Annotated in this window: 10 protein-coding genes and 2 tRNA genes; 11 read left to right on the plus strand and 1 reads right to left on the minus strand. The window is 29.3% G+C overall.

Features of this window, described 5'->3' with window-relative positions:
* Positions 1-146 precede the first annotated feature (146 nt).
* The 3 genes from Q0H31_RS07440 (at position 147) to Q0H31_RS07450 (ending at position 713) form a co-directional block, all read left to right on the plus strand.
* A tRNA-Ile gene (locus Q0H31_RS07440) sits at positions 147-220 on the plus strand.
* A gap of 25 nt (positions 221-245) precedes the next feature.
* Positions 246-319 (plus strand) — tRNA-Ala (locus tag Q0H31_RS07445).
* Positions 320-380: 61 nt separating this feature from the next.
* The gene (locus Q0H31_RS07450; RefSeq protein WP_295296878.1) at positions 381-713 is read left to right on the plus strand and encodes an ankyrin repeat domain-containing protein; all 333 of its coding nucleotides are present in this window, start codon (positions 381-383) and stop codon (positions 711-713) included.
* A 48-nt stretch (positions 714-761) separates the two neighbouring features.
* On the opposite strand, the gene Q0H31_RS07455 is transcribed toward Q0H31_RS07450, so the two are convergent.
* The gene (locus Q0H31_RS07455; protein ID WP_295296879.1) at positions 762-2,312 is read right to left on the minus strand and encodes an FGGY family carbohydrate kinase; all 1,551 of its coding nucleotides are present in this window, start codon (positions 2,310-2,312) and stop codon (positions 762-764) included.
* A 165-nt stretch (positions 2,313-2,477) separates the two neighbouring features.
* On the opposite strand from Q0H31_RS07455, the gene Q0H31_RS07460 reads away from it, so the two are divergent.
* The 8 genes from Q0H31_RS07460 to Q0H31_RS07495 all read left to right on the plus strand — a co-directional run bounded on the left by Q0H31_RS07460 (position 2,478) and on the right by Q0H31_RS07495 (position 13,149).
* The gene (locus Q0H31_RS07460; protein ID WP_295296880.1) at positions 2,478-3,623 is read left to right on the plus strand and encodes an ROK family transcriptional regulator; all 1,146 of its coding nucleotides are present in this window, start codon (positions 2,478-2,480) and stop codon (positions 3,621-3,623) included.
* 139 nt (positions 3,624-3,762) lie between these two features.
* A complete protein-coding gene (xylA, locus tag Q0H31_RS07465) occupies positions 3,763-5,076 on the plus strand; it encodes a xylose isomerase (protein ID WP_295296882.1) in 1,314 nt (437 codons plus the stop codon).
* Between the two features lie 22 nt (positions 5,077-5,098).
* Positions 5,099-6,385: an extracellular solute-binding protein gene (locus Q0H31_RS07470; RefSeq protein ID WP_295296884.1), complete on the plus strand. Its 1,287-nt coding sequence runs from the start codon at positions 5,099-5,101 to the stop codon at positions 6,383-6,385.
* Positions 6,386-6,394: 9 nt separating this feature from the next.
* Complete coding sequence (locus tag Q0H31_RS07475) at positions 6,395-7,672, plus strand: extracellular solute-binding protein (protein ID WP_295296886.1); 1,278 nt, start codon at positions 6,395-6,397, stop codon at positions 7,670-7,672.
* Positions 7,673-7,741: 69 nt separating this feature from the next.
* Entirely contained in the window at positions 7,742-8,635 is an 894-nt protein-coding gene (locus Q0H31_RS07480) for a carbohydrate ABC transporter permease (protein ID WP_295296888.1), read from the plus strand.
* A 9-nt stretch (positions 8,636-8,644) separates the two neighbouring features.
* Complete coding sequence (locus tag Q0H31_RS07485; RefSeq protein WP_295296890.1) at positions 8,645-9,490, plus strand: carbohydrate ABC transporter permease; 846 nt, start codon at positions 8,645-8,647, stop codon at positions 9,488-9,490.
* A 29-nt stretch (positions 9,491-9,519) separates the two neighbouring features.
* Positions 9,520-11,883, plus strand: coding sequence for a glycoside hydrolase family 3 N-terminal domain-containing protein (locus Q0H31_RS07490; protein ID WP_295296892.1), 2,364 nt, complete (start codon positions 9,520-9,522; stop codon positions 11,881-11,883).
* 87 nt (positions 11,884-11,970) lie between these two features.
* Entirely contained in the window at positions 11,971-13,149 is a 1,179-nt protein-coding gene (locus Q0H31_RS07495) for an aminotransferase class I/II-fold pyridoxal phosphate-dependent enzyme (protein ID WP_295296895.1), read from the plus strand.
* Positions 13,150-13,160 lie beyond the last annotated feature (11 nt).

Here is a 13,160-nt window from a genome sequence, read left to right on the forward strand (position 1 = left end):
GTTAATTAAATTATAAGGAATACCTGCTTTTTTTAAACTAAAAAACGTGCAATATGTATGGCTCCTAAACAAAATATTTTAGAAAAAAAACTTGCTATTTTTTTAGTAATATGTTATATTATACAACATATTAAAGATAAAAAAAAGGGCCTGTAGCTCAGATGGCTAGAGCGTTCGACTGATAATCGAAAGGTCGGTGGTTCAATTCCTCCCAGGCCCACACGCTCAGGTTCTTTAACATATACGGGGGTTTAGCTCAGTTTGGGAGAGCGACTGCCTTGCACGCAGTAGGTCGTGGGTTCGATCCCCATAACCTCCACATCTTTTAAAACGATTCTTAAAAACATTTTTAAGAGTCGTTTTTTTATATAGGATTTATTATGAGAAAATGTCTTTTTTTAATAATGTTTATATTTTTTTCTTTTAATTTAGCATATACACTCACTCAAGATGAAGAGACTCTTTTAGATGCTTCCATTTTTGGTGATGATGATATTGTTGAAGATTTGATAGCAAAAAATGTTAACATAAATGTTCAAGATGAAGCTGGAAATACTGCATTAATATTAGCTTCTATGGAAGGGCATACTAAGGTAGTGGCTTTACTTTTGAATGCAAATGCTGATAAATATATAGTAAACAACGACGGCAATGATGCAATATTTTATGCTAAACAAAAAAATCATAAAAACATAATTAAGCTTTTAGAATAATGTTCTTTTATGTATTTTATTTGATAAAGTTCACTAATTATTGTAGTATCATTTTTTAATTATTTCGTTAAATTTTTCATTCATAGATTTTAAATAATTATCATATTTATTTGATAAATTATAATCAGGTTCTATTACAGTGTTGTCTATTAATGAGTTTCTAACATCATCTAAAGAAATATTCTCTTTTAATAATAATATAGCACTTATTGAAGAGCCAAGAGAAGCTCCTCCAGAAGGAAGTATTTTTATAGTGCATTGCCAAATATTAGCAATTATTTTTAATATTTCCTTATCTTTTGTAGGACCTCCTGTAACAGATAAATCTGCCGATTTTTTATCTGAAGCAAACTTTTTGGAATATGCTGCCACTAATCCTAAAGAACTTAATACAATTCCTTTATAATCATCATCAAAAGAAGCATTATCATAATACCTTTTTATATCAAAAGATTTGCTTATAGGTACAGATTCATTTTCTTTTTGATATATCATGATAGGTAAATTGTTTATATTTTTGGATAATGATTCTGTTATATCTTTATAATTTTTATGATACAAGTTCATAATTTCGTCCCAAACCATAGCACCATTAGTACGGCAGAATATCATAAATGGATTTCCTATACCGTCATACATAGCATTAGATACGCCAGAAAAATCTCTTGTGTTTTCATCAATATTGAGCATATATACAAAGCTAGTTCCTAAAGATAATATATCACCTTTGTATAATACCTTAGTTTGAGGATTGTCTCCGCTTCCTATTCCTACTAAACAATTTTTATTAAAACCGTATTTTTCAATAAAATATTCTGCTATGTTTCCAGCCAATGCGGAAGGACTTTCTATATTTCCTAATTTTTCTTTTAGATTGTTTGATACAGTGTTAAGAAGTTTATCATTCCACTCTTTTTTAGTGTAATCCATTAAACTCATACCAGAAGCATTTCCAAAATCAGCACTAATATCATCTTCAGCAGTGAGAATTGAAGCCATAAATGTATTAAGCAAAAATATTTTATATGTATTATTTTCTAATTCTGAATTATTATCAAAATTATATTTTATTACAGCCCCAGTAAATCTAAGAGGAGAATCTGAGCCTGTTATTTGAATCATTTTTTCTTTTCCGCCTGCACTGTTTCTAAGTTCATCTGCTTCTTTTTGTGTACATGAAGTTCTCCATATAGGTGCGGCATTATATGAATAAGAATCTTTTAATATTTCTATTAAGTTTTTGTTTGTGTATTCTTTGTTTTTTAATTTATTTAAATTCTTTTTATAATTTTCTGATAAATAAACATGTCCATGCTGCTGAGCAGAAATTTGAATAGCTTTAATTTCTTTTACATTACATTTTTCTTTAAGCTCTGATAATGCTTTATCCAAAGCAGCCAAAAAAATATTAATATCCTGTTCTGCTTTGCCATTTATTTCAGAATCTATAAGCAATGTATTTTTATTCATTGATGAAGTTTTTATTTCTTCCAAAGAATTAAAGGCTACAGAGATATTTAATTCATTTTTGAAAGTTTTATAATTCAAAATACTTAAAGTTAAACTTTGTGTGCTTAAATCTATTCCTAATGTATACATATATAATCCTAAAATTGTATTAATTAATTGATTTTACTAATTAATGTACTGTATAGTATTATATAAAAATAATATTCAAAATCAAGAGATTATATTTAATAATTTGATTTTTATTTGATTTTGGTATTAAATATTATGGAGTTAATTATTTATTGAAGTTGTTTTATGAAATATCAGTTATTATCAAAAGAAAAAAATTTAAAGAAGATTTTAAGAGAATGTGTAAAGAAAGAAAGGTTTACAAGTATAGATATAGTTGAAAGTTTGCATCTTACTAAACCTACGGTAAATGAATCATTAGATATTTTATTCAAAAACGATTTTATCACAAAAGAAGATTTTACGGTAGGTACTGTTGGAAGAAAAGCTCAAATTTGGAAAACTACACTTTATAAGAAGAAAGCTTTAGCTATAGATATAGATTTTAATTTAGTAAAAATTGCCATAGTTGATATGTCTGGAAATTATTCATATTACAAAGAATATAATAAAACCATCAGCAATGATAATTTTTTTGATGTTATAAGTTTTGTAGTAAAAGATTATAGGTCAAATTTCAAAGAGGCATTTGAGATAAAAAGTTTAGGTATATCAATACCTGGTAATATTAGTTTTGATAGAAAGAATATATTATATGCAACTAATTTGGGATTAAAAAATATTAATGTAAATAATTTGGAAGAAGAGTTAAATTTAGAGATAATTTTAGAAAATGAGGCTAATAGTGCTGTGTTGGGAGAGTTTTTTTTGTCGAAAGAGGCAGATAAAGAGAATTATATGCTTATATCCATATCAAATTTTGGAGTAGGGGGCGGTCAGATAGTAGACGGCAAATTATTGAAGGGTGCTCATAGACTTGCGGGAGAGATTGGGCATTTTACTATCATTATGGACGGAGAGCCATGCACTTGCGGAAATAACGGCTGTTTTGAAAGATATGCTTCTTATGACGGGCTTAAAAATATCATGAAAAAACACAAACTTGATTTTGATGATATTAATACACTTTTTGAAAGTTCTGATAAAAAATCAGAAAAAGTTATAAAAGAATATTGTAAATTTTTAGGAAGGGGTATAAGAAGTTTGCTTGCTATATATGATTCTAACAAAATTATTTTAAGCGGTAAAATAACTGATTATTGGGATAGGATTTATTCTTACATACAAAAAGAAATATTTGAAAATAATAATTTTTATTCAAAATTTAATATTATGATTATTAAATCCAAATTTGGTGATAAATCATCATTAGTTGGTGTAGGACTTATAAATTTCTTTGATTTGTTGTACGACAAAGATATTTTTTCTTAAAAAAAGCTCTTTTTTCTTGACAAATTAATATTTTTGACTACACTTATATTTAGTAAAATGATTTTATTATTAAATATTTTTTTATTATTTAAGTAAATTCATTTTACCAAATATCTTTTTATTTGGAGTTAATAAGAATATGGAATATTTTAAAAATGTTGATAAAGTGTCATACAAAGGAAAAGACAGTAAAGAAGCTTTTTCATTCAAACAATACAATGCTTCAGAAGTGATATCAGGAAAGACTATGGAAGAGTGGATGCCTTTTGCAATGAGCTGGTGGCATACATTGGCTGCTGGAAGTGCTGATCCTTTTGGTGCAGCCGCTGCAACTAGACCTTGGAATGGTAAAGAGCCTTTAGAGGCTTCTAAAATGAGAGTAGAAGCTGGATTTGAACTTATGCAAAAATTGGGAATAAATTATTTCTGCTTTCATGATAGAGATTTAGCCCCTGAATATAAAACTCTAAAAGAAACAAATGAAAAATTAGATATGATAGTAGATTCACTACAAGAAAATATGTCTAAAACAGGTAAAAAACTTTTATGGGCTACTTCATCTTTATTCACAAACCCTAGATATATGCATGGTGCTGCTACTAGTCCTTACGCTGATGTTTTTGCAGTTGCTGCTGCTCAAACTAAAAAAACTATGGATATAGCTAAAAAGTTAGATGCTAAAGGATATGTATTTTGGGGCGGAAGAGAAGGTTATGAAACTTTACTTAATACTAATATGAAAAGAGAATTAGATCATTTAGCTTATTTCTTGTCTATGGCAGTTGAATATAAAGAAAAAATAGGATTTAAAGGACAATTCTTTATTGAACCAAAACCAAAAGAGCCAACAAAACATCAATATGATTTTGATGCTGCTACTACTTTAGAGTTTTTATATCATTATAATTTGGATAAATATTTTGAGCTTAATTTGGAAGTGAATCATGCCACTTTAGCAGGACATACTATGCAGCATGAGATGCAGGTTGCTAGAAATCATGGAAAATTAGGTTCTGTTGATATTAACTATGGAGATACTTTCTTGGGTTGGGATACAGATATGTTCTTAACAAATGTTTATGATGCGGTTTTGATGATGGTAGAGATTATAAGAAACGGCGGACTAAAAAACGGCGGATTTAACTTTGATGCTAAAGTAAGAAGACCTTCTCATACTATGGACGATTTAATGTATGCATATATTGCTGGAATGGACACTTTAGCTTGGGGATTGAGGATAGCTGACAAAATAGTTAAAGATGGCTGTTTTGATAAATTTATTGAAGAAAGATACAGTTCTTATAATAGCGGAATAGGTGCAAAAATTGAAAGCAAATCAACTTCATTAGAAGAGTTATATGATTATGCTATGAACTTAGAAGAAAAAGAACTTCCAAGCGGAAATCAAGAATTACTTGAAGCTAAATTAAATCAATTTATTTATAATTTATAATTTATTTTTAGGAGACAGCATTATGAAAAAAATTATTTTATTTTTAATTGTAATATTTAGTTTGTTTTCATGTTCTAAAGGTGGTTCAAGCAGCAGTAGTAATGATAAAACAATAAAAGTTTGGCATATTCAAAGCTTAGAAGTTCAGGCAGAGGCTAAAGAGAGATCAGCTGAAAGATTTGAGGCAGAAAATCCCGGATACAATGTAGAAATGACTCCTATGAAAAATGATGCATATAAGACTCAAATTCAAATAGCATTAGGTGCCAATAATCCTCCAGATATTTTCTTTACTTGGAGCGGCGGTACTATGATAGATTATATAAAAGCCGGAAAAATAATTGATATAACTCCATATATTGCAAAATATGATTTATCAAATAAATTAATACCTGCATCATTGTCTCAGGCAAGTTATGAAGGTAAAATTTATGCACTTCCTGTAGAGTCATCAATAATAGCTATGGTATTTTATAATAAAGATTTATTTGCTAAAAATGGCTGGACAGTTCCTACAACTTTAACAGAATTTGAAGCTTTATGCGATAAAATGTTAGCTAAAGGAATAAAACCTTTTGCTTTAGCTAATAAAACTAAATGGACTGCTTCTATGTATTATATGTCATTAGTTCAAAGATTAGGCGGTATAAAGGTATTTTATGATGCTGCTAACAGAGTTAATGGGGGCAGTTTTGAAAATCCTGTATTTATAGAAGCAGGAAAAAAATTAGTTGAATGGGTTGATAAAGGTTATTTCAATGACGGATTTAACGGACTTGATGATGATTCTGGTCAGGCTAGAGTTTTGCTTTATACAGAAAAAGTAGCTATGTCTGTAGCAGGTTCATTCTTTATTACATCTATAAGCGGAGAAAATCCTGATTTTATGAATAAATTAGATGCATTCTTATTCCCACTTGTAGAAGGCGGTAAAGGCGACCCTAAAGAATTAGTTGGTACAATAGGGGATAATTTTTATTGTATATCATCTACTTCAAAATATCCTGAAGAGGCTTTCAAATTATTAATGAAGTTTATAGATGATGAAGCTGTAAAAGAAGCTCTTGATATGGGTAAATTGCCTCCTATTCAAGGTGTAAAAGCTCAAGACCCTATATCTGAAAAAATTGTTGAAGCTATAAATGAAGCTACAGGTGTTCAACTTTGGTATGACCAATATTTATCTCCTGAACTTGCTGAAGTACACAAAGATACTCTACAAGCTATGATGGGTAAAACTATGACTCCTGAAGAAGCATGCAAACAATTAGAAGCAAAAGCTCTTGAACTATTAGGACCTAGTAAATAAAGGAAAAAAATGAAAAAGTATATTATTTTTACGATATTTTTTATTTTTCTTATATCTTGTTCAAAAACAAAAGAAGACAATGTAATAAAAGTTTGGCATGTTACAACTTCAGATAATCAAGCATCTATAAAAGATAGAGCAGGGGAGAGATTTAAAAAAGAAAATCCTGATTATGATGTTGAGATTATACCTATGAAAAGCGATGCTTACAAAACACAAATACAAATAGCGGTTGGTGCTAACAGTGCTCCGGATATATTTGTTACTTGGGGCGACGGCACCATGCTTAACTATATAAAAGCGAATAAAATAATAGATTTAACTCCATATATGTCTCAAAATGGTTTTTCTAATAAATTTATACCTGCATCTTTGCTTCAGGTTAGCGTAGATGATAAAATTTATGCTGTTCCAGTAGAAGCGGTTACAATAGCAATGGTATTTTATAACAAAAAATTATTTGAAGAAAATGGCTGGACTGTTCCTACAACATTAACAGAATTAGAAAGTTTATGTGATAAAATGCTTGCTAAAGGAATAAAACCTTTTGCTTTAGCTAATAAAACTAAATGGCCTGCCTCTATGATATATATGTCATTAGTACAAAGAATAGGCGGAACTAAGGTATTTTATGATGCTGCTAATAGGGTTAATGGGGGAAGTTTTGAAAATCCTGCATTTATAGAAGCTGCTAAAAAATTCGTTGAATGGGTTGATAAAGGTTATTTTAATGAAGGGTTTAATGGATTAGATTATAACACAGGTCAAGGAAGAGCATTGATGTATACTGGTAAAACAGCTATGGAAATAAATGGTTCATTTTTGACTATTAGTATGCTAAGTGAAAACCCTGATTTTTTCAATAATAATTTAGATGCATTTATATTTCCAGCAATAGAAGGTTCTAAAGCAAATCCTAAAGAGCTAATAGGTTCAGCTGGAGATATGTTTTATTGTATATCATCTACTTCTAAAAATCCTGATATGGCTTTTAAATTATTAGAAAGGTTTGTAGATGATCAAGCTGTAAAAGAAAATTTAGATATTGGAATCATACCTCCTATAAAAAATGCTTCTCCTGAAGGAACAATATCCAAAAAAATTGCTGCTGCTGTAAATGAAGCTCCTGCTATACAACTTTGGTATGATCAATATTTACCGCCAGAATTAGCACAAGTGCATATGGATACTTTGCAAGCGGTTATTGGTAAGACTATGACACCTGAAGAGGCTTGTAAACAATTGGAAGCTAAAGCTCTTGAATTATTAGGTCCTAGTTCTAAATAGGAATATAAGTAAAAGAATATACAAAATATAAGATTGTTTTGGATAATGCGATCTATAAGGAGTAATTTTATGTTTTCTAAAACTATAAAGATAGCTGATAGAGAAACTTCTATAGTATCTATAATATTTTTAATTCCATCTTTAATATTTATGATATTATTTATATTTTACCCGATAGTTGATTCATTTAAATTAAGTTTATATAGTTGGAATGGAATAGATCCGGTGAAAACTTTTGTAGGGCTTGACAATTGGAAGACGCTAATTACGGATGTAAGATTTTGGAGAGCTTTAAAAAATAATTTATTAATATTATTTTTATCAATTTTAATTCAAATGCCGTCAGCTATATTTTTAGCGTTGGCGATGGATTATGTTGGAAGAAAATTTAATTTTTTACGTTCTATTTATTATCTTCCAATGCTCATATCTTCTGTGGCTATAGGATTTTTATTTAGATATGCTTATGACCCTCAATTTGGTATTGTAGCTGGTATTTTAAATATTTTTAATATAAATGCTACTATTGATATATTAGGAAATCCTAACATATCTATATTTGCAATTATTGCTGTTATATGCTGGCAGTTTATACCTTTTTATTTCATTTTATATGTTGCAAGTATTAGTTCCATACCTGTAGAATTATATGAAGCTGCTAAAATAGATGGTTCTACTTATTTTAATTATGCTAAAAATATAGTTATCCCTTATATATCTCCTACAATAAAAAGCGGCATTATACTTTCTATGGTTGGTTCTTTAAAATATTTTGATTTAATATATGTTATGACTGAAGGCGGACCTAATGGAGCTACAGATTTAATGGCTACATATATGTATAAAAATTCATTTGTATCATTGAAACTTGGTTATGGTGCTACCATAGCATTTGCAATGCTCATTATAATATCTATTATATCTTTTATAACTTTTAAAAAATTAAATACTGTTGATAAATAGGAGGAATAAATGAGTAAAAATGTATATAGTTCTAATGAGAAAATGATGAGAGCATTAGTAATATTTATATTAATTTTATATGCTATAATATCTTTTATACCATTTTATTATACTTTAATGACTGGGTTTAAAGAGCAATTTGAAATATTTACTAATGGTGTATTTGCTTTACCAAACAAGTTAAATCTATCAAATTATATTGCAGTATTAAAAGGGGGAATATGGACTTATTTTATTAATAGTATAATAGTAACTTTAATTTCTCTTGTATTGATATTGTTTTGTTCTTCACTTGCTGCATATGTATTTTCAAGACTTAATTTTAAATTTAATAATTTTTTCTTTAGTCTTATTATTGTATCTATGACAATTCCTGTGCATGTAACTTTAATTCCTATATATTTATTAACTCAAAAAATGGGATTATATGATTCTATATTTGCTTTAATAGGACCTTATGTGGCATTTAATTTGCCTATATCTATTTTTATATTAAATAATTTTATGCAAGAAATTCCAAAAGATTTGGAGAACAGTGCGGCTATTGATGGATGCGGAAAGATAAGAACTTTTTTTAATGTTGTTTTACCGCTATCTAAACCTGGTCTTGTTACAATAGGGATATATGTAATGACTACTATGTGGAATGAATTTATATTTCAATTAGTTTTGACTCAGTCTAAAGCAAATAGAACTCTTCCATTGTCTGTGTGGGAATTTCAAGGTCAGTATTCATCAAACATACCAATGATAATGAGTGTATTGACATTAGCAGCAGCCCCTATGATTTTGGTATTTATATTTGGACAAGATAAATTAATAAAAGGTATGATGGCAGGTGCTGTTAAATCTTAATTTTTTATATTTTACAAAAGGAGTATTTTATGATTTATAAAGATAAAACTAAACCTATAGATGAAAGAGTAAAAGACTTACTTATTCAAATGACAATAGAAGAAAAAGCATATCAGCTTACATCTGTATGGGCATATGAATTAGTTAGGAATGATTTTACATTTGAAGTTGATAAATTAAAGACTAAATTTCCTAATGGACTTGGACAGATTACAAGAATAGGGGGGAGCACTCCTACAAAAGTAAAAGATATTCCTAAATTTAGAAATTCTATACAGGAATTTTTTATAAATAATACTAGATTGGGTATACCTGTTATGTTTCATGAAGAATCATGCAGTGGAGCTATGTTTGATGGAACAACTAATTTCCCTCAAGCTATAGGCATAGCTTCTACGTTTGATGATGTGTTATGTGAAGAGATGGCAGATATTATAGGTAAAGAATTAAATGCTATAGGCTGTAATCAAACTTTAGCACCTCTTTTAGATGTAACAAGAGAACCAAGATGGGGAAGATTAGAAGAGACTTTCGGAGAAGATGTATACTTAGTTTCACAGATGGGTATGGCATATATAAGAGGAATACAAAAAAATAATGTTTATTCTACTGGTAAACATTTTGTAGCTTATGGAGCTGCAGAAAAAGGCTTTAACTGGGCACCCGGTCAGGTTCCTGAAAGGACAATGAGAGAAGTTTATTTAGCACCTTTTGAAGCTGCTATAAAAGAGGCTAATTTAAAATCTATTATGCCTGCTTATCAAGAAAATGATGGAGAGCCTTGCCATAGTTCCAAAAAGCTGCTAAAAAAAATACTTAGAGATGAGTGGAAGTTTAATGGGTTAGTAGTTACAGATTACAGCGGACTTACATTGTTAGAATCTTTCCATAAACTATTCCCTGATTATAATTCTATAGCAAAAAGAGCAATAGAGTGCGAGGTTGATATAGAATTACCTACTCAGGCAGTATATGGAAAAATTTTGGCAGAGGAAGTAAAAAATGGAAACATATCTGAAAAAGATGTTGATAAATTAGTTGAAAGAGTATTAACTAAAAAATTTGAATTAGGTCTATTTGATAATCCATACATAAAAGAATCATTATCATTTGCTATGCGTAGTAAAGAAAGTTTGGATAAATCTTTGGAAGTTGCTAGAGAAAGTATAGTGTTGTTAGAAAACAAAAATAATATTCTTCCTCTTAAAAAACAGCAAAAAATAGCAGTAATTGGTCCTAATGGAAATTCTGTGAGAAATCAATTAGGAGACTATGCATTCAAGGCACATGTTGAATCATTAGTAGAAAATTTGAGAGATATGTCTAAGAATTTGGACAATAATAATGCAACAGGATTCACTATGCAAGAGAAAGTAAATTTAAATGCTGATATACTTGATAATTTTATTCAAGATATAGAGGGTGTTTCTGTATATAAAGGCATTTGTTCTAAAGTAGGAAAGGATAATGTGTATTTGTCTTTAGGCTCTGATATATTTGAAACTACAGACAGTATGATAGAAGAAGCAGTTAATACGGCAAAAAAAGCTGATGTTATAGTTGCTGTTTTGGGTGATAAGGCTGGTTTGGAGGCTGGTACTAGTACTGGAGAATCAAGAGACAGGTCTTCTATTACATTGCTTCCAGCTCAGGATAGATTGTTAAAAGAGTTAAAAAAATTAGGAAAACCTATTATATTAGTATTAATAGTTGGACGTCCGGTTGCTATGCCTTGGGTTAAAGAGAATATAGATGGTGTGATATGTGCTTGGCTTCCGGGAGAGATGGGAGGAGAGGCAATTGCTGATGTTATTTTTGGTGATTATAATCCTGGCGGAAAATTACCTGTAACTTTCCCTCATAATATAGGACAGATTCCTATATATTATTCTCATAAACCTTCTGGTGGAGCTGAAAGAATGTGGGGCGGATATGTTGACGGTCCTCATGATGCTATTTATCATTTTGGTTATGGATTGAGCTATACTAATTTTGAATTATATGATTTTGAAATAGATAAAAAAGAATTAGCTCCTACAGATACAGTTAAAATTTCTTGTAAGATTAAAAATGTGGGTGATTATAAGGGCAGTGAAGTTGTACAGCTTTATCTAAGAAATAATGTATTAGGTGTAACTAGACCTGTTAAAGAATTAAAAGGATTTAAAAGAGTATTTTTAGAGCCTAATAAAAGTGCAGTAGTTACTTTTGAAGTTCCTATACATATATTAGCTTATTACGATGAAGATATGAAATTTGTTATGAAAAAATCTAATGTAGATATTTTAATTGGTACAAGTTCTGATAATATATTATTTAAAGAGACTATTAAAGTTAATGGGGAGAAGGAAATAAAAGAGAAAGTATTCACTACAAAGGTGAGTCTATTATAATTGATAATAATCATTAATTCCTATTCTATAGTTGATTTTATTATAGAATAGGAATTTTTTTTATATAAAACAAATAGGAGAATTTTTATGGGTGAACAATCTTACCAAACAAAATTAATTCATTATAAAGAAGGAGGAAATGGTCCTGTTGTACCGCCAGTATATCAAAGCAGTTTATTTACTTTTGAAAGTTGGGAAGCAATAGATAAAGCATTTGATGATCCTTTCAATAATTCTATATATACAAGAGGAAATAACCCTTCTGTATCATTGGTAGAAGAAAAGATAGCTTGTCTATGTGCAGGAGAGAGAGCTAAATTATTTGCTTCAGGTATGGGAGCTATATCATCATCAATACTTCATTATGTTAATTGCGGAGACCATATAATATCTATAAAAAATGTTTATGGCCCTGCTAATAATTTTATGAATGTATATTTAAAAGAAAAATGCAATATAGAAACTACTTTTGTAGAGGGTAAAAAAATAGAAGATTTTGAAAATGCAATTAGAAAAAATACAAAACTAATATATTTAGAAAGCCCTTCATCTGCAGTATTTAGCTTACAGAACATAAAACAAGTTGTTGCATTGGCAAAAAAACATAATATTAAAACTATAATAGATAATACTTGGGCTACTCCTATATTTCAAAGACCTTTAGAAATGGGAATAGATTTGGAAGTTCATTCATGTTCTAAGTATTTTGGAGGACATAGTGATATAGTCGCTGGTGTTGTAGTTGGCAAAGAGAAAGATGTTAAATCTATATTTGATAGAGAGCATGCATTTTTAGGTGCTAAGATGTCTCCTTTTGAGGCTTGGCTTATATTAAGAAGTTTGAGGACTTTAAAAATAAAAATGATGCAGCATCAGGAAAATGCTTTGGCTGTTGCTAAATATTTGAATAATCATCCTAAAGTTAAGAAAGTTATGTATCCTGGACTTGAAAGTTTTGACCAATATGAATTAGCAAAAGAACAAATGAAAGGCTTTTCTGGTCTTATGGGTTTTGTTATTAATTCTGATAATTTAGATGATATAAAGAAATTCTTTAATAGCTTGAAGTGCTTTAGAATAGGTGTAAGCTGGGGAGGACATGAAAGTCTCATATATGCTCCTGCTATAAGTTATTTAAAAGAAATGCCTAAAGAACAATTTGATGCTATGGGCATATCTTTGGGAGTTATGAGAATATCAGTAGGATTAGAAGACTATAATGACCTTATAGCTGATTTAGATGAGGCATTAAAAAATATAAAATAATTGTTATTGGA

Origin of the sequence: uncultured Brachyspira sp. (assembly GCF_934747485.1) — a bacterium.
Classification (GTDB): domain Bacteria; phylum Spirochaetota; class Brachyspiria; order Brachyspirales; family Brachyspiraceae; genus Brachyspira.